Here is a 16710-nt window from a genome sequence, read left to right on the forward strand (position 1 = left end):
CCGCAACGAGGAGGAAGGAGAGCTGTGTATGGCCACGAGGATCAGGGAGCTCAGGCGCCGCCGCGGATGGACGCTTCAGGACGTTGCCCGGCGCACCGGTACGACGGCCCAGACCATCCAGCGCCTCGAGACCGGCAAGATGTCGGTCTCCACCGACTGGCTCGACCGTCTGGCGAACACCTTCGGAACGCATCCCGCCGATCTGCTCGCTGCGCCTGGCCGGAATGCGGCGCATCTTATCGGCACGCTCGACCCCCACGGGCTGGTCCGCCGCACGACTGCCGACGCGGAAACCGTATCGATGGATATTCCTGCAGAGAACGCCGTCGCGGTGCGTCTCGCCGCGCCCGTCGGAGGACATCGGCGCGACACGCTCCTGATTGCCAACAAGCTGCCGCCGGAGGACATCGCCAACGCCCACAACAGGGACGCCCTCGTCGCCCTCTCGGTCTCAGGCAAGGAGGTCGTCCTGCTCAGGCGTGTGATCCTCGCGCCGGACGGAGCCGTCACGCTGGTCCCCTGCACGTCGGCGTCGGGCGATGTGCGCTACGGCATAGCCCCGTGCTGGGTCGCACCTCTCGTCATGCGGATCGAGTATCTCTAGCCCCCGTACCGCTGGCCGCGATCCGCGCGCACCGTCTCCGCGTCGTCGACTTATCCCCTCCCCCTCGTGCCATGCCATCCTCCTCGACCGTCTGGCCGATCTGCGGCTGCAACAGGATGGACATCATGACCGAGACGACGGACCGGCACGAGCCGGCCTCCCTATCGCGGATACGCGCCGCGCGCCATCTCGTGGCCGCCGGCGCGGCACGATACGATCCCGACCGGCACCTCGAACGCCTTTTCCCGGAAGAGGTCTTCGCCAGTGGCAAGGCAACCGCGACCGCGGGCGCCGCACGTCTTGCACGCCTGAAGCGGGCATTGCGGACCGAACGGCGAAAGGGGCGCGCCGGCCACTGGAGCTACGATCTCAATCGCCACATCGGCCTGTTGCAGGCCGTCAAGGCGGAGCTGTCCGGATTGGACGGGCCGGTACGGGCCGGGCGGAAAGGAGATTAGCCCGTCTGGGCGACGGCCTGCACCGGTGCGGTCATATCGGTCATGACCGTCGGGCGCTCGTTGAACTCGGCGGCGGGAACGAAGGCGTCGTAGCACAGGATCATGTCGACGCCGTCCGGCCTGCTCGACAGGGGCAGCCGGAGCCAGAACTGGACAAGGTGCTCCTTGCTGACGCGCGGTCCGCGCACGACCCCCTGCGCCGGCCGGCCGGTTCCCGCGACCCGCTCATAGGCCGACATCCAGTAATCGCGATGATTACCCCAGTCGAACTCGTCGAGATAGAGGCCGGTGATCTCGCGCTCGTAGATCTCGCGCAGCCGCGTCCCGGCCAGGCGCACCCGGAACCGCCCGCTATCCGCCCCCACATCGACGAGGCTGATGCCGGGCAGCAGGCGCGGAAAATCGACCGGGCTGATATCGCGCCGTGCCGGCATGGCACGCCCCCGAGCGCGCCGACACCAGTAATCGTAGAGCTCGCGATGCTCGGGAATGACGAGTTGGGCCCTGAAAGCCTCATGCGACGATTGAGCTGGCACGGTCACGGCCCCGTAAAACGAATCAGTGTGAAACCCCTCCCTATCTTTATGAATCGGTTAATGAATCGGCACAAGGGGGTGATTGCGCCCCATTGCCTGTTGCCGATGATTTCGGAGCGGACAAACGAAAAGCCCGCCGGAGGCGGGCTTTCCAGGCCGGGCGCCGGACGGCGTCCCGGATCGGTCGCGATATGTCGAAGTCCCCGCCCCAGGACCGGCGGGACAGGGAGACATCGCCCTAGCGCTTGCGCTTCTTCTGGCCGAGGCCCATCTTCTTGGCGAGCTGCGAGCGCGCGGCGGCATAGTTCGGCGCGACCATCGGATAGTCGGCCGGCAGCCCCCATTTCTCCCGATACTGCTCGGGCGTCATGTCGTAATGGGTGCGCAGGTGCCGCTTGAGGGACTTGAACTTCTTCCCGTCCTCCAGGCAGATGATGTAATCCGGCGTCACGGACCGGCGAATGGACACGGCCGGTTTCTGCTCCACCGCCGGCTTTTCTTCCTCATCCCCCACCGTACCGGACAGGGCCTTGTAGACTTCCTTGATCAGGCCCGGCAGATCGGCCGACGACACGGCATTGTTGCCCACATAGGCCGAAACAATCTCCGTCGTCAGCTCTACCAGCTCTGATTTTCCTGTCCCTGCGGTGTTTTCCGGTTTGCTGTCCATAATCTCCATCCGTTTCTGACGTCGCAAATCGCCGTACCTGATCTCATCTTTGCGGCAGTTGTGTGAGCGGGAGAGTTATCGCCAGCGCGAACATAGTCGAGCGCACAATAACACTCTCCACTCTCCGGCGCGTTGTCCGGCCGCCCCGCACGGAGATGCTCCCCTCTCTCTCGATTACGGATTACACTCGATCGCGTACCGTCAACTGACTAAAAAACCGCAGAACGACTTATTAGCGATATTTACGAGATATGCAAGCAACCAACAAGAGAATAATTAAACCAGAAAAAACTTATCTGTATCATGAATTGCCATCGGAACTATCGAAGGGATAGCCATCGAGCTTTCGGAAACCTTGCCTGTAGCGCCCGGCAAGCTGGTCGAACTGGGTGCCCTTCCAAGGCGCGACGCCGGCGAAGTAGGCCGCGCGGGCGAGCACATGCGCACCGACCGGCGCGGTCAGGATGAAGAAGATGATCCCGGCCAGGGCCCGCGTGGTGATCTCCAGCTCGGTGAAATGGACGGCAATCGCCAGAAACAGTATGCCGACCCCCAGCGTACCCGCCTTGCTCGCGGCGTGCATCCGCGCATAGAGGTCCGGCAGGCGCACCAGACCGATGGCCGCGGTGAGCGAGAAGAAGGAGCCGATCAGAAGCAGGCTGCCGGTTATCACCTCCATCATGACGCATTGTCTCCCGTCGAATTGGTCGTTGCCGGCCCGTCCTCCACGACCGCGGCCTCCCCGCCCTCGCCCTCCTCGTTCAGCCCGCGATTGATCACATAGCGGGCGAAGGCGACCGTCGCGAGGAAGCCGACGAGGCCCAGCGCAATCGCCACGTCGACATAGGTGCTCTGCTCGGTGCGCACCGCGATCACCGCGATGAAGCCGACCGCGATAGTCACCAGCATGTCGAGCGAAAGGATGCGGTCCGGCAGGGTCGGCCCACGCACCAGCCGCAGGACGATCAGCGCGAAGGCCACAAGGAACGCCACCAGCGACACGACGATGGAGATTTCGAGGAAACGGTCGGTCCAGCTCATCGCAGGGCCTCCATGATCTTGCGCTCGAACCCCTTGGCCACGTCGTCGCGCAGCGCATCGATATCGTCCACGTCGAGCGCATGGATATAGAGCGTGGAGCGGTCGTCGGAGATGTCCACGCTCAGCGTCCCGGGCGTCAGCGTGATCAGGTTGGCGAGCAGCGTGATCTCGATATTGCGGTCGCAGGTCAGCGGGAAGGCGACGAAGCCCGCCCTGAAGTTCTGCCCGGGCGTCAGCACGATCTTCACGACGCGCAGCGAGGAGAGAAGGAGCTCGTACAGGAACAGCCCCACAAGGCTGAGCACCAGATAGCCGCGCACGAAATATTTCGAGGTGCTGATCTGCTCGCGGATGAGCCAGAGCGCGAAGGCGGCCAGCACGAACCCGAAGACGAGGTTGATGACGGCGAAGCTGCCGGTCACCTCCGCCCAGATCAGCGCCAGTATGACATTGATGACGAAGGGATGGGTCATGGCTGCACTCCCAGCACCGCGCCGATATAGCCCGCCGGATCGATCAGCCCCTGGCTGGCATCCAGCGCAAGCGGCATGAGGAGCGTCGGCACGAGCCCGATCACCGTGGCCGCAAGGCCCAGAACGACAATCGGGCCGATCACGGCCGCCCGCATGTCCAGCGCCGCCGCATCGGGCGCCGGCGCCGCCGTGCCGTCGGGCGTGCCCTCCGGCCCGCCGCGCAGGAACACGCTGCGCCAGACCTTGGAGACGGCGACGGTGGTGATGAAGCCCGTGACGAGCACGCCGGCCGCCGGCCAGGCGAGCCCCTGGTCGAGGCTCTCGCGCACCAGCACCACCTTGGGCCAGAAGCCGGAAAACGGCGGCAGGCCGGCGATCGCGAATCCGAAGACGAGGAAGGCGCCGGCCAGCAGCGGGCTCGAGCCGTAGACATTGCCGATCCTGTCGTAGCGCTCGTCGCCCGTCAGCCGCTCGACCGCCCCGGCGAGCAGGTAGAAGCCCGTCATCACGATCATCGAATGGGCGATGTAGAAGATGCCGCCGGCAAGGCCGTTGAGCGTGCCGAGCGACAGGCCGAGGATCATCGAGCCGATGCCGCTGATGACCAGGAAGCCGAGCATGCGCCGGATATGGGACTGGGCCAGGGCGCCCGCCGCCCCGATCACCATGGTCGCGACCGCCGCCCACAGCAGGATGTCGAAGATCGCCGCCGGCGCGTTCGCAAAGACCAGCGTGAAGATCCGGAACAGCGCATAGACGGCGACCTTCGTCAGCAGGCCGGCGAACAGCGCGGAAACCACGAAGCGCGGCGTGTGATAGGAGGCCGGCAGCCAGAAGAAGAGCGGAAAGGCCGCCCCCTTCATGCCGAGGGCCACGACATAGAGCAGCGCGATCACCGCCAGCAGATCCCCGGAGGTGCTCTCGGGAACGGTCACCGCCAGATCGGCGAAATTGAGCGTTCCGGTGAGGCCGTAGAGAAGGCCCGTGGCGATCAGGAACAGCGTGGTCGCGACCAGGTTCAGGAAGGCGTATTTCACCGCGCCGTCGATCTGGATCTTCTCGCCGCCGAGGATCAGCATCCCGAAGGACGAGATGAGCAGCACCTCCAGCCACACATAGAGGTTGAAGATATCGCCGGTGAGGAAGGCCCCGTTGACGCCCGCCAGCATGATCAGGAGCAGCGGGAAGAAGCCGAAGCGCTGGGCGCGCCCGTCCATGTCGTCGAGCGCATAGACCGCCGCCAGCGTGCCGATCAGCGACCCGATGAGGGCGAGCAGCGCTCCCAGCGTGTCGGCGGCGAAGGTGATGCCGAAGGGCGGCAGCCACGAGCCCATGGTCATGGCCAGCGGCCCTTCGGAGACGACACTCGCGAGCAGCCCGATATTGGCGGCGAGCAGCAGGACGACACCGACAATCCCGATCCGGGGCTGCCAGTGGAGGTGCCTGCGCTGCATGACACCCAGCGCACCCGCGATCAGGGGAATGATCACGGGCAGGATGACAAGCCAGGCATGGGCGGATATCGGGCTTTCGGACATCTAGGCCGGCACCTTTCCTTATGCGTTCCGGTCGGTGCGCGGCTCGGCCACGCGCATCTCGTCGCTCGAATCCGTCCCGAGCTCCTCATAGGCGCGATAGGCCAGGACCAGAACGAAGGCGAACAGGGCGAAGCTGATCACGATGGCCGTGAGGATCAGCGCCTGCGGCAGCGGGTTGGCGACGGCCTCCGCCGGCACCTCCAGGCCCGGCGGCACGATGGGCGGCACCTCTCGCGTCACCCGCCCGGCGGTGAAGATCAGGAGATTGGTGGCATTGCCGAGCACCACCACGCCGATCAGCAGGCGGATGATGCTCTTCGACAGCATCAGATAGGTCGAGACCCCGAACAGCGTCGCGACGGTTATGGCCAGCAGCGGCTCCATGGGCTCACCCGTAATCCTTCTCTTCGAGCGCGAGGGCTATTCCCGTGATCGCGCCGACCACGACCAGCCAGACGCCGATATCGAATATCAGCGGCGTCGACAGCGCGACCTTCGTCCCCTCCGAAAGCTCCGGCACCCACCACAGGCCGGTGAGGTAGGGGCTGTTCACGAGCGCCGAGGGCAGGCCGCTCAGCGCGGCCAGGAACATGCCGAGCCCCGATATGGAGATCGGATGGAACAGCAGCGCGCGGCGCACCGGCTGCACGCCGCAGGCGATGCCGTAGAGCGCGAAGGCGGAGGCCGCGATCAGGCCCGCGATGAAGCCGCCGCCCGGCTCGTTGTGGCCGCGCAGCAGCACGAAGATGGAGAACAGCACCATCAGCGCGGTCAGAAGCGGCGTGATGGTGCGCAGGATAAGCGTGTTCATGCCTCGGCCTCCACCTTGTCGCCTCGCGGCTCCCCGGCGTCATCGACGGCCTGCGACTTGCGCCTCGCGCGCAGGCGGATCAGCGCGATGACCGACAGGCCGGTCACCATGACCACCGTGATCTCGCCCAGCGTGTCGAGAGCGCGGAAGTCGACCAGGATCACATTGACGATATTGTGCCCGTGGGCGAGCGGCACGCTCGCCTCGGTGAAGAAGTCCGACAGCCGCATGTCGAGAGGGCGCTCGGTGACGGCGGTCAGCATGGTCGCCACGCCGCCCGCCACCAGAAGCGCCACCCCGCCATCGATGAGGCGCTCGTTCGTGGACCGGATATCGACCGCGTCGAGCCTGAGCCGCGTCATGACGAGGGTGAGGATCACCACCGACAGCGTCTCCACCATGAACTGGGTGAAGGAGAGGTCGGGCGCGCCGAACAGCAGGAAGATGAGCGCGACCGCCGAGCCCTGGATGCCGAGCGCGACGATGGCGGTCAGCCGTGTCCGGGCGAAGAGCAGCGAGATCGCGCCGATCACCGCCAGGACGAGGATGCCGAGCTCGTGGAAATGCGCCTCCGTCAGGCCGAGCGCGAAGCCGGGTTGCGACACCAGCGCGCTGCCGAGGATGAAGGGGGTCGCGAGCGCGAGGCCGAAGATCAGATAGACCACCAGAAGATAGCGCCGCAGGATGCCGGGCTGCACGATGCCGATGACGATGGCGCACAGCCGCTCCAGCCCCGCCAGCACCTGGTCGTAGCCGCGGTCCGGCCCCCAGCCTATCGCCGTCAGCATCCGCGCGAAGCCCGCGCGCAGCTCCGCGATCCGCCAGAGCAGGCCGAGCCCCAGTAGAACCGTGGCGATGCTGAGGAGGAATGGCGTGTTCACCCCGTGCCACAGGCTCAGATGGCTCTCCATCGCCTCGCCCGCGATGGCACTGGCCATGGGCGTGACGATCCAGTGGCCGGTAATGGCCGTCGCGATGCCGAAAACCGGCCCCAGAACGGCGAGCAGGGCCGGGCCCGTCAGAAGCGAGAGCGGCGCCTCGTGGGGCTTTTTCGGCGTCTCCACCCGGTCGCCGGCGAAGGGCAGCCAGGCCACCGCGAAGGCCGCGGCGAACATCAGCCCGTTGCCGATGACGGCGACCGCCGTCACCGCCCAGGCGGACGATACGCCGATCGTGCCGGCATAGATCGATTCCTTGGCGAGGAAGCCGACAAAGGGCGGCAGCCCGCCCATGGACAGCGCGGAGAGCAGCGCGAAGGCGAAGGTCGCCGGCATGGCCGCGCGCAGGCCGCCGAGCTTGGTGATGTCGCGCGTGCCCGTCTCGTGGTCGACGCAGCCGGCGAGCATGAAGAGCGCGCCCTTGAAGAAGGAATGGGCGACCAGATAGAGCACCGCGCCCTCGATGGCCACCTCCGAGCCGAGCCCCGTCAGCATCACCAGAAGGCCGAGCGAGGCGACCGTCGTATAGGCGAGGATGAGCTTCAGGTCGGTCTGGCGGATCGACAGCACCGTGCCGGTGATCAGCGTGGCCGCGCCGAACGCCGTCAGCGTGGTCGACCACAATGCGGTGTCGCCGAGCGCCGGATTGAGGCGCATGAGCAGGTAGACGCCCGCCTTCACCATGGTCGCGGAATGCAGATAGGCGCTGACCGGCGTCGGCGCCTCCATGGCGTTGGGCAGCCAGAAATGGAACGGTACCTGTGCCGATTTGGTGAAGGCCGCACCGAGGACCAGCACGAAGATCGCGACATAGAGCGGGCTTGCCTTCAGCGCCTCGCCGAGCCCGATGAGCCGCGACAGGGACCAGGCGTCGGTGACAAGCCCCATGAGGATGACGCCGGCGAGAAGCGACAGGCCGCCGATCCCCGTCACCACCAGCGCCTGCACCGCGGCCCGGCGCGAGGCCGCGCGCAGATGGTCGAAGCCGATCAGCAGGAAGGAGGTGATCGAGGTGAGCTCCCAGAAGACGAAGAGCGCGATCACGTCGTCGGCCACGACCAGCCCCAGCATGGAGGCCATGAACATCAGGATGAAGCTGAAGAAGCGGCCCTGATGGGGGTGCCCGTCGAGATAGCCGCCCGAATAGATCACGATCATCGTGCCGATGCCGGTGATCAGGAGGGCGAAGACGAGGCTGAGCCCATCCAGGTAGAAGGACAGCTCGACGCCGAGCTGGGGCAGCCATGCGGTGGCTTCGCGCACCGTTCCGCCCGCCGCGATCTCCGGCGCGAAGCTGGCGAAATAGGCGAACAGCGCGGCCGGCAGCAGCGCCAGTACCCACCCTGCCCGTCCGCCCAGTGCGCGTTGCACGAGCGGCGCGAATGCGGCCAGGACGAATCCGGAAAGGACGGCAAGCAGCATGGACTCTCTCAAACCCCTCTAGACGGGTCCCCCTCCCTGGTGTCCCGACCGGCGAGTGTCCCGGCCGGAGCCGCCCTGCCGGACAGCATGCAAGGCACCGTATCCATGTGCCTTTTCGTCGGCAATCCCGGCTTGCGTTCCTGCGCGGGCAATCCCGCGGGTTATAGCCAACAGGCCAGGGCGCGCCAACCGCAATCCGACATGGATTGCCCTTTGCCAATCGTCGCACGCCCGCCCTGCCGTTACCATCGCGCCGGCACTAAGGACTTGCGATCGCCGGCCAGTGCGCTACGAAACCCGATGGTTGGCATTGAATATATGGAGGATCGAAGCCCCGTGAAGGTTTACAGGACCCTGGCAGAGCTGGCCGCCGACGAAGGCAGGGAACTCGGCATCAGCGGCTGGGTGGACATCACGCAGGACCGCATCGACACATTCGCCGAGGCGACGGGCGACCGGCAGTGGATCCACACCGACCCCGAGCGCGCGCGCGCCGAGCTCGGCATGCCGACCATCGCGCATGGCTATCTGACGCTCTCGCTCGTTCCCCGCTTCTTCCAGGAGATCGTGGCGGTGGAAAGCGTCAAGCGGATGATAAACTACGGCGCCAACAAGATCCGGTTCACCGGCATGGTGCCCTCCGGCTCGCGCCTTCGCGGGCGGATCACATTGTCGAAAGCCGTCTTGAGCCCGAACTCGCTGCGCACCATCTCCACCGTTGTGGCGGAGTGCGAGGGCGCTGCGAAGCCCGCCCTGTCCGCCGAGGTGATCACCCTCTTCTACGAATGACCGCGATGGTGGATGCCATGAGCAAGACGACAGAGCCGAAGGATCCCGCCCGCAAGGCGGACGACGACTGGCGCAGCGAGTTGACGCCGGAGCAATACCGCGTCACCCGCGAGCACGGCACCGAGCGCCCCTTCAGCCATCCCTACAATGGCGAGAAGCGGGACGGCGTCTATCGCTGCGTCTGCTGCGGCGCGCCGCTCTTCAGCTCGAAGGCGAAATACGATTCGGGCTCCGGCTGGCCGAGCTTCTACGAGCCGGTGACCGGCGACGCGGTCGACGAGCACACCGACACCTCGCATTTCATGCGCCGCACGGAGGTGCGCTGCGCGCGCTGCGAGGCCCATCTCGGCCATGTCTTCCCGGACGGTCCCCAGCCGACCGGCCTGCGCTACTGCATGAACGGCACCGCCCTCAAGCTCACCCCCGACGAGGAGTAACCCGACCCCCATGGACGCCCGTCTCCCCGCCGTGCCGGCGCACGCGCGCAAGATTTCCCATGTCACCACCCGCCACGGCCATGAGCGCGACGATCCCTATCACTGGCTGCGCGCGGAGAACTGGCAGGAGGTGATGCGCGATCCCGGCGTGCTCGACCCGGAGATCCGCGCCTTCCTCGAGCAGGAGAATGCCCATGCGCAGGCCGTCATGGCCGACACGCAAGGCCTGCAGGAGGCGCTGGTGACGGAGATGCGCGGGCGCATCAAGGAGGACGATTCCTCCGTCCCCGCCCCCGACGGGCCCTTCGCCTATTATGTAAGCTATGTGGAGGGTGCCGAGCATCCCCGCTATTGCCGAAGCCCGCGCGGCGGCGGCGCGGAGACCGTGCTCGTCGACGGCCAGGCGCTCGCGCAGGGCAAGGCGTTCTTCCGGCTCGCCGGCGTCGACCACAGCCCCGACCACCGGCTCGTCGCCTATGGCTTCGACGAGACGGGCAGCGAATACTACACGCTGCGCCTGAGGGAGGCCGATGGCGGCCGCGAGCTCGACGACCGCATCGAGGCGACCACGGGCCATGTCGCCTGGGCGGCGGACGGCGCCTCCTTCCTCTATGTCTGGAACGACGACAACCACCGCCCCTGCAAGGTGTTCCGCCATGCGGTCGGCACGCCGGCAGAAGCCGACACGCTGGTCTACGAGGAGGCCGACCCCGGCTTCTTCGTCGGCGTCGGCGAGACCCAGAGCCGCGACTTCCTCGTTATCAGCGCCCATGACCACGAGACGGCGGAGGTCTATCTGATCGACGCGCACGCCCCGGAGACGCCGCCGCGCCTCGTCGCCGCGCGCGAGCCCGGCCACGAATACCATGTGGAACACCGCGGGGACCGCCTGCTCATCCTCACCAATGCCGACGGGGCGGAGGACTTCAAGATCGTGGAGGCCCCGCTTAATGCCCCGGAACGGGACAACTGGCGCGAGCTCGTCGCCCATGTCCCCGGCCGGCTCATCCTCTCAATGACGCCCTTGCGCGACCACATGGTCAGACTGGAACGCGAGGACGGCCTGCCGCGCATCGTGGTGACCCATTTCGGGACAGGCGAGGACCACGCCATCGCCTTCGACGAGGAGGCCTATTCGCTGGGGCTCGATCCGGGCTACGAGTTCGACACCGCGACCGTGCGCTTCAGCTATTCCTCCATGACGACGCCGGCGCAGATCTTCGACTACGACCTTCAGACCCGCGAGCGCGTCCTGCGCAAGACGCAGGAGGTGCCGTCCGGCCACGACCCGGCCGACTATGTGACGCGCCGCCTGCTGGCGCCTGCCGCCGACGGCGAGACGGTGCCCGTCTCCCTCCTCTACCGCAGGGACACCCCGCTTAACGGCTCCGCGCCCTGCCTGCTCTATGGCTACGGCTCCTACGGCATCTCGGTGCCCGCCTCCTTCGCCACCAACCGGCTCAGCCTCGTCGACCGCGGCTTCGTCTATGCCATCGCCCATATCCGCGGCGGCAAGGACAAGGGCTATCGCTGGTATCGCGAGGGCAAGCGGCAGGCCAAGGCCAACACCTTCACCGACTTCGTGGCCGCCGCCGAGCACCTCGTCGCGCAAGGGGTCACGGGCAGAGGGGCGATCGTCGCCCAGGGCGGCAGCGCCGGCGGCATGCTCATGGGCGCGGTCGCCAACATGGCGCCGGAGCTCTTCGCCGGCATCGTCGCGGAGGTCCCCTTCGTCGACGTGCTGAACACCATGCTCGACGCCACCCTGCCGCTGACCCCGCCGGAATGGCCCGAATGGGGCAATCCCATAGAGAGCGCTCAAGACTACGAGACCATCGCCGCCTATTCGCCCTACGACAATGTGCGCAACGGCCCCTACCCCCACATCCTCGCGCTCGCCGGCCTCTCCGACCCGCGCGTCACCTATTGGGAACCGGCCAAGTGGATCGCCCGCCTGCGCGAGATGAAGACCGACGACAACCTCCTCCTCCTCCACACCAACATGGACGCGGGACATGCGGGGGCAGCGGGACGGTTCGACAGGCTGAAGGAGGTGGCGCTGGTCTATGCGTTTGCGTTGAAGGTGGCGGGGAGGGTGTGAGGGGGCTGTTCTTTGCTATGTAGCCAACACACTTCGATGTCGTCCCGGGACTTGTTCCCGGGACCCATTGGCCTATCCGGTTTCGCGGATACCGCTTTGATCCTTGTCCCCCTCAGTCGTCATCCCTACAAAGTGAAGTCGGGCGGCACAAGTAGAGCGACTAAGTTGGTGCTGGCAATCACAGAATCACCGCGCACGCCGCCTTTGCCGCTTCTTTATGAGCCAGCTGTGATACGACTCTAAGCCAAGATAGAGTTGCTGAGTATAATCAGCCAAATGTCGCAAATTATCCATTCTTGCCAAGCCGTGAGAAGCGATTTTGGCGCGCTTGCCCCCCTTCGCCTCCCACTCTGACTTAAGAGAATAAGCAGTGAACAACTCTGTACCTGTGAGCATAATGACAGGTGCTCGTGTGCCGCGCTGGTTCGGTAGGTATTCTCGCCCCCAAGTGGCCAGTCTTCTTAGTCGCGCAATTTCCCGGTGCGAGAGATCGCTCGCCTCTTTCATGGTGGCGAAGACAATAATTGAGCCAGGAAAACGCTTGGCGAGGCACTTCATTCTACCGACATCATCTCGCGTGAACGCTTCGCGGCTGAAACTCTTGGCCTCGCCGAATACCGTCTCGGTAGGATAATCGTTGCCTAGGATTTGCTTGCGCTGATACCAGAGAATGACGTCAGCTTCGGGTTTGCACGTCGGTTCAAGTTCCAGTTCTTGTCCAGCCGACCAAGTAATCTGGGCGCGCGTTCGTCCGATGACGGTGGCAAAGAAGCGAAGCGTGAGCGCCGCTGCGTAACCTCCTCCCGCATAGTCAGGGAGAGCGAATGGGCCGACAAGGCGGTAGGACCAACGGGTATGCTGGCTTGAAGACGGGTCAATAACTGGAAACGGAAAGGACTGTAGACATAGACCGCAATTTACAGTGTGGCCAAGATCCTTCAGCTGGTGCCAGCTCCAGCTGGAACATTTTTCACATTTGATTTCGAGCCCGAGTTCAACCGCGTTGCGCTGCACGAGAGTCTCGAAATTTTTGCGACGCCAAATGTCGCCTTTAGTGATGTTGTGGATGCGATTTCGAAATTCTTGGTGCTGTATGCTTCTTGAACCTGGCTTTCGTGATATTTTATCGAGAAGCTGAACTATTTCGGGGTGAGCTATGCTCCTGACACCCCAGAAACCGCTGAGCGTTTTCACAATTTGCTGCGTTGCACGCCCGGAATCAGACTGTGAAGATCTCACATTTTTTGTTTCCAGCCACTTCCGTATAGTTGTTGCATCATCCGAAAATTGCCAGAACTGCGAAACACCTCGGTACTTATGAAATACCACCAAGCCTTCGGTCGTTGACAGCAGATATTCCAAGTCGATATTCAGACGAGAGAATAGGCCATGCCGATGGTTAGTTGGATAGACAGTGGCGACTTGACCATTAAGTCCCCAATCTCGCAAATTGACGACATTGGCCCACCGGTGATCATTTCCGTACTCCGAGGCAAACTCCGGGTGCAGCCCTTCGAACCGCAGCTCAGGTTTCTCGGGATCGATTGGTGCATCAAAGGTTTTGCTGTCGGCCGACAGAGTCGGTCGCATTTCGCGCACAGTGAAACTCGGTGAAGATCGCCAAAGCGGTGGGTAACAATCCTGACGAACAATTGCCCCCTCGATCTCGACTCTGAAATGGGCACGATAGATGCGATCCAAATTCTCAGTTGGAATGGAGCGTGCGAACATCACGTGTGGCTGGATCATTACCCCGTTGGGGTTGTCGGGTAGGGGTCGATAATTCAGCTTTATGAATTCTTTTGCGAAAGCCGATAACTCTCCTGCCCATTGGACAGGAACTGGCAGAACATCGCGACGAGTGGCGCGAAGATTCCAGTAGTCAATTAGGTCCTGAGACTTTGTCGGATCCAGCACGAACAGCGCCGGATCGCTGAGATCGTGATAGCCGACGTTGAGCTTCGAATGTCCCATACGAAGTGCTGATCTTCTGCCTGATCGGAAGAATTCGGCGAGAGCGTCTCCATCCAGTACGACGGTCTCGGGATCGAAAGTATCGATGAAAGCGTTCTCAAAGTAGGCGAGGCCATCGGTTTTCGGGAAGTCGCCTGCCAAACAGGCACTGAAGGCATGAAATTTCTTCTCCCGCGCAGCTACATGCACAATTCCATGCTCATGCCGCCGTGTGAACTGGAACTCACTGCGGTAGAGATCGCGATAGAGGTCCATTACACTGAGGCCACTGCCGCGCTGGTCGCGATCTCCGTCACGCGTCAGGATATCAGATAGCTGAAGCACACGATCATTCTCAAATCCCAAACCGGCGGCCAGGCCCATCGAGGCCTCTACGAGAAAATCTGGCTCAAAGAAATCAAGATAGCCATTGACTACCTGGACTGCAGTTTCAGTCACATGTTCATGGCGATCCCACCACGGAGGGATTTTCTTCATAATCGGAATAATAGGATTAAATTTTCCACCCCATAAGCACGTGTTGATCCGAAAGATTTCCAGAAGAGCGGCTGTATCTGTGGGCCGAACAAGAAACGCAAAGCGTATCGGCCTGAGTCGAACAGTTACGCTCATGTGTGACATGCGTTCCCCGAACTTTTTTTGTGCCCCAAGCCCCTTAATGTCGCTTCTACTTGATACTGCGTCAATCAGCGACAATAGCGCTTTCTCATGCTAGTACCCGTTCGGCCACCAGGCAGCCCGTCTCGGCGACCTTGTCGGGAGCGGCATGGGCCCGCTCTTGCCACCTTCTGCCGCGCACGCTATCCCTTGCCCTGACGCGCGCCGCGACCCACAATAATTCCTAAAGCATTCGGAGGCTCTGAACCATCATGACCCAGGCTCTTTCCCAGACGGACAGTCCCAAGGCCGTCGAGACGCTGCCCAAGGAGTTCAACTGGGAGGATCCCCTCGATCTGGAGGGCCAGCTCACCGAAGAGGAGCGGATGATCCGCGACAGCGTGCGCGCCTATTGCGACGACAAGCTCATGCCGCGCGTGCTCTCCGGCTTCCGCGAGGAGCGCTTCGACCGGGAGATCATGAGCGAGCTCGGCGAGCTGGGTCTCCTCGGCATCATGGTGCCGGAGGAATATGGCGGCGCGGGGCTCGACTACGTGGCCTATGGCCTTGCCGCGCGCGAGATCGAGCGCGTCGATTCCGGCTACCGCTCGGCCATGAGCGTCCAGAACAGCCTCGTCATGCACCCGATCTACGCCTATGGCTTGGAGGAGCAGAGGAAGGCCTATCTGCCCAAGCTCGCCACCGGCGAGATGGTCGGCTGCTTCGGGCTGACCGAGCCCGACCACGGCTCCGACCCCGGCGGCATGAAGACGCGGGCGAAGCGCGTGCCCGGCGGCTTCGTGCTGAACGGCGCGAAGACCTGGATCACCAATTCGCCGATCTCCGACATCGCCGTCGTCTGGGCGAAGCTGGAGGACGAGGGCATTCACGGCTTCGTCGTGGAGCGCGGCGCGGACGGCTTCTCCACCCCCGCCATCGAGGGCAAGGTGTCGCTTCGCGCCTCGATCACCGGCGAGATCGTGCTCGACGACGTGAAGGTGCCCGAGACCGCCATCCTGCCCAATGCGCGCGGCCTCGGCGGCCCCTTCGGCTGCCTCAACAAGGCGCGCTACGGCATCGCCTGGGGCGCGATGGGGGCGGCGGAGTTCTGCTGGCACGCCGCGCGCGACTACACGCTGGAGCGCAAGCAGTTCGACCGGCCGCTCGCCGCCAACCAGCTCATCCAGAAGAAGCTCGCCGACATGCAGACCGAGATCGCGCTGGGCCTGCAGGGCGCGCTGGCGCTCGGGCGGATGCTGGAGGCCGGCAAGGCCGCCCCGCCATCCATCTCGCTCATGAAGCGCAACAATTGCGGCAAGGCGCTCGACGTCGCCCGCATGGCGCGCGACATGCACGGCGGCAACGGCATCTCCGACGAGTACCATGTGATCCGCCACATGGTGAACCTGGAGACCGTCAACACCTATGAGGGCACCCACGACGTCCACGCCCTGATCCTGGGGCGCGCGCAGACCGGCCTCCAGGCCTTCTGCTGACCGCCTGTCCCGGACGCCCGCGCCCGCCCTGGAACCTTTCCGCGGGCGCGGCCGTTATTGACGGCGAGGCCGTGGACGCTTGCTTGCGCGCCAGCCGGCAGGGGTCTACTGTCTCGCGCGGGACAAAGCCTTTCCAAGGGGGACGGCCCGAGCCGGCGCCGGGCCCCCCGCAAAACCGTCACCCACCACGATTGTCCGGAGACTCACGAAGGAGGCGTTCCAGTGGCTTTCGAACTTCCCGATCTGCCCTATCCTCACGACGCGCTTCAGCCCTACATGTCGGCTGAGACGCTCGAATACCATCACGACAAGCACCACAAGGCCTATGTCGACAACGGCAACAAGCTGCTCCAGGGCTCAGGGCTGGAGGGCAAGTCGCTGGAAGAGGTCGTGAAGGGGGCCTACGGCTCCAATCAGGGCCTGTTCAACAATGCTGGCCAGCACTTCAACCACCTCCATTTCTGGAAGTGGATGAAGCCGAATGGCGGCGGCGCCATCCCCGGCGCGCTGGAGGCCAAGATCAAGGAGGATCTGGGCTCCGTCGACGCGTTCAAGGAGGCCTTCATCCAGGCCGGCGTCGGCCAGTTCGGCTCCGGCTGGTGCTGGCTTGCGCTGAAGAACGGCAAGCTGGAGGTCATGAAGACCCCGAATGGCGAGAACCCGCTCGTCAACGACGCGACGCCGCTGCTCGGCTGCGACGTGTGGGAGCATTCCTACTATATCGACTACCGCAACCGCCGGCCGGACTATCTGAAGGCGTTCGTGGAGAACCTGGTGAACTGGGAGTATGTCGCGGAGCTTTATGACGCGGCGAGCTGAGCTTGC

At 64.2% G+C, this 16710-nt stretch carries 17 protein-coding genes; 7 read left to right on the forward strand and 10 right to left on the reverse strand.

The window, feature by feature from the left end; genetic code table 11:
• Nucleotides 1–28: 28 nt before the first annotated feature.
• Together HW532_RS04360 and HW532_RS04365 are read left to right on the forward strand one after the other, a co-directional pair.
• Nucleotides 29–604 carry a helix-turn-helix domain-containing protein gene (locus tag HW532_RS04360; protein ID WP_213163237.1) on the forward strand — a complete coding sequence of 192 codons (576 nt, stop codon included), beginning with the start codon at nt 29–31 and terminating at the stop codon, nt 602–604.
• 125 nt (nt 605–729) lie between these two features.
• On the forward strand, nt 730–1062 hold the full coding sequence (locus HW532_RS04365; protein WP_213164700.1) for a DUF6477 family protein: 333 nt from the start codon (nt 730–732) through the stop codon (nt 1060–1062).
• Here the strand turns inward: HW532_RS04365 and HW532_RS04370 are convergent.
• The 9 genes from HW532_RS04370 to HW532_RS04410 form a co-directional block, all read right to left on the reverse strand.
• The gene (locus tag HW532_RS04370; RefSeq protein ID WP_246479548.1) at nt 1059–1496 is read right to left on the reverse strand and encodes a PAS domain-containing protein; all 438 of its coding nucleotides are present in this window, start codon (nt 1494–1496) and stop codon (nt 1059–1061) included. The two genes, HW532_RS04365 and HW532_RS04370, sit on opposite strands and share 4 nt — an antisense overlap.
• 340 nt (nt 1497–1836) lie before the next feature.
• Nucleotides 1837–2277: a Ros/MucR family transcriptional regulator gene (locus HW532_RS04375; protein WP_281397158.1), complete on the reverse strand. Its 441-nt coding sequence runs from the start codon at nt 2275–2277 to the stop codon at nt 1837–1839.
• Between the two features lie 292 nt (nt 2278–2569).
• Nucleotides 2570–2950, reverse strand: coding sequence for a monovalent cation/H(+) antiporter subunit G (mnhG, locus tag HW532_RS04380; protein ID WP_213163239.1), 381 nt, complete (start codon nt 2948–2950; stop codon nt 2570–2572).
• Nucleotides 2947–3309: a cation:proton antiporter gene (locus HW532_RS04385; protein ID WP_213163240.1), complete on the reverse strand. Its 363-nt coding sequence runs from the start codon at nt 3307–3309 to the stop codon at nt 2947–2949. Before HW532_RS04385 ends, mnhG begins: the two co-directional genes overlap by 4 nt.
• Entirely contained in the window at nt 3306–3782 is a 477-nt protein-coding gene (locus HW532_RS04390; RefSeq protein ID WP_213163241.1) for a Na+/H+ antiporter subunit E, read from the reverse strand. The genes HW532_RS04385 and HW532_RS04390 overlap by 4 nt, the downstream gene beginning before the upstream one ends.
• Nucleotides 3779–5320, reverse strand: a complete 1542-nt coding sequence (locus HW532_RS04395) for a Na+/H+ antiporter subunit D (protein ID WP_213163242.1) — start codon at nt 5318–5320, stop codon at nt 3779–3781. Before HW532_RS04395 ends, HW532_RS04390 begins: the two co-directional genes overlap by 4 nt.
• A gap of 18 nt (nt 5321–5338) precedes the next feature.
• Nucleotides 5339–5704 (reverse strand): Na+/H+ antiporter subunit C, encoded by a 366-nt coding sequence (locus HW532_RS04400; RefSeq protein WP_213163243.1) that lies wholly within the window; start codon nt 5702–5704, stop codon nt 5339–5341.
• 4 nt (nt 5705–5708) lie between these two features.
• A complete protein-coding gene (locus HW532_RS04405) occupies nt 5709–6131 on the reverse strand; it encodes a Na+/H+ antiporter subunit B (RefSeq protein ID WP_213163244.1) in 423 nt (140 codons plus the stop codon).
• The gene (locus HW532_RS04410; protein WP_213163245.1) at nt 6128–8491 is read right to left on the reverse strand and encodes a putative monovalent cation/H+ antiporter subunit A; all 2364 of its coding nucleotides are present in this window, start codon (nt 8489–8491) and stop codon (nt 6128–6130) included. Before HW532_RS04410 ends, HW532_RS04405 begins: the two co-directional genes overlap by 4 nt.
• Nucleotides 8492–8827: 336 nt before the next feature.
• On the opposite strand from HW532_RS04410, the gene HW532_RS04415 reads away from it, so the two are divergent.
• The 3 genes from HW532_RS04415 to HW532_RS04425 are packed head-to-tail and all read left to right on the forward strand — an operon-like array spanning nt 8828 to nt 11818.
• Entirely contained in the window at nt 8828–9280 is a 453-nt protein-coding gene (locus tag HW532_RS04415) for a MaoC family dehydratase (RefSeq protein ID WP_246479549.1), read from the forward strand.
• Nucleotides 9281–9297: 17 nt separating this feature from the next.
• Nucleotides 9298–9717, forward strand: a complete 420-nt coding sequence (msrB, locus tag HW532_RS04420) for a peptide-methionine (R)-S-oxide reductase MsrB (protein WP_213163246.1) — start codon at nt 9298–9300, stop codon at nt 9715–9717.
• Nucleotides 9718–9727: 10 nt separating this feature from the next.
• Nucleotides 9728–11818 carry a S9 family peptidase gene (locus HW532_RS04425; RefSeq protein ID WP_213163247.1) on the forward strand — a complete coding sequence of 697 codons (2091 nt, stop codon included), beginning with the start codon at nt 9728–9730 and terminating at the stop codon, nt 11816–11818.
• Between the two features lie 186 nt (nt 11819–12004).
• Here the strand turns inward: HW532_RS04425 and HW532_RS04430 are convergent, their stop codons facing one another.
• On the reverse strand, nt 12005–14488 hold the full coding sequence (locus HW532_RS04430) for a hypothetical protein (protein WP_246479550.1): 2484 nt from the start codon (nt 14486–14488) through the stop codon (nt 12005–12007).
• Nucleotides 14489–14661: 173 nt separating this feature from the next.
• Between HW532_RS04430 and HW532_RS04435 the strand changes: the two genes are divergently transcribed.
• Both HW532_RS04435 and HW532_RS04440 read left to right on the forward strand, forming a co-directional pair.
• Complete coding sequence (locus tag HW532_RS04435) at nt 14662–15885, forward strand: acyl-CoA dehydrogenase (protein ID WP_213163248.1); 1224 nt, start codon at nt 14662–14664, stop codon at nt 15883–15885.
• A gap of 222 nt (nt 15886–16107) precedes the next feature.
• On the forward strand, nt 16108–16704 hold the full coding sequence (locus HW532_RS04440; RefSeq protein ID WP_213163249.1) for a superoxide dismutase: 597 nt from the start codon (nt 16108–16110) through the stop codon (nt 16702–16704).
• Nucleotides 16705–16710 lie beyond the last annotated feature (6 nt).

This window comes from Kaustia mangrovi, assembly GCF_015482775.1.
GTDB lineage: Bacteria > Pseudomonadota > Alphaproteobacteria > Rhizobiales > Im1 > Kaustia > Kaustia mangrovi.

Excerpts from the sequence above, each read along its gene's own strand:
- HW532_RS04360 (WP_213163237.1), top strand. The coding sequence starts at position 29 with ATGGCCACGAGGATCAGGGAGCTCAGGCGCCGCCGCGGATGGACGCTT.
- HW532_RS04365 (WP_213164700.1), top strand. The coding sequence starts at position 730 with ATGACCGAGACGACGGACCGGCACGAGCCGGCCTCCCTATCGCGGATA.
- HW532_RS04370 (WP_246479548.1), bottom strand. The coding sequence starts at position 1,496 with ATGCCGGCACGGCGCGATATCAGCCCGGTCGATTTTCCGCGCCTGCTG.
- HW532_RS04375 (WP_281397158.1), bottom strand. The coding sequence starts at position 2,277 with ATGGAGATTATGGACAGCAAACCGGAAAACACCGCAGGGACAGGAAAA.
- mnhG (WP_213163239.1), bottom strand. The coding sequence starts at position 2,950 with ATGATGGAGGTGATAACCGGCAGCCTGCTTCTGATCGGCTCCTTCTTC.
- HW532_RS04385 (WP_213163240.1), bottom strand. The coding sequence starts at position 3,309 with ATGAGCTGGACCGACCGTTTCCTCGAAATCTCCATCGTCGTGTCGCTG.
- HW532_RS04390 (WP_213163241.1), bottom strand. The coding sequence starts at position 3,782 with ATGACCCATCCCTTCGTCATCAATGTCATACTGGCGCTGATCTGGGCG.
- HW532_RS04395 (WP_213163242.1), bottom strand. The coding sequence starts at position 5,320 with ATGTCCGAAAGCCCGATATCCGCCCATGCCTGGCTTGTCATCCTGCCC.
- HW532_RS04400 (WP_213163243.1), bottom strand. The coding sequence starts at position 5,704 with ATGGAGCCGCTGCTGGCCATAACCGTCGCGACGCTGTTCGGGGTCTCG.
- HW532_RS04405 (WP_213163244.1), bottom strand. The coding sequence starts at position 6,131 with ATGAACACGCTTATCCTGCGCACCATCACGCCGCTTCTGACCGCGCTG.
- HW532_RS04410 (WP_213163245.1), bottom strand. The coding sequence starts at position 8,491 with ATGCTGCTTGCCGTCCTTTCCGGATTCGTCCTGGCCGCATTCGCGCCG.
- msrB (WP_213163246.1), top strand. The coding sequence starts at position 9,298 with ATGAGCAAGACGACAGAGCCGAAGGATCCCGCCCGCAAGGCGGACGAC.
- HW532_RS04425 (WP_213163247.1), top strand. The coding sequence starts at position 9,728 with ATGGACGCCCGTCTCCCCGCCGTGCCGGCGCACGCGCGCAAGATTTCC.
- HW532_RS04435 (WP_213163248.1), top strand. The coding sequence starts at position 14,662 with ATGACCCAGGCTCTTTCCCAGACGGACAGTCCCAAGGCCGTCGAGACG.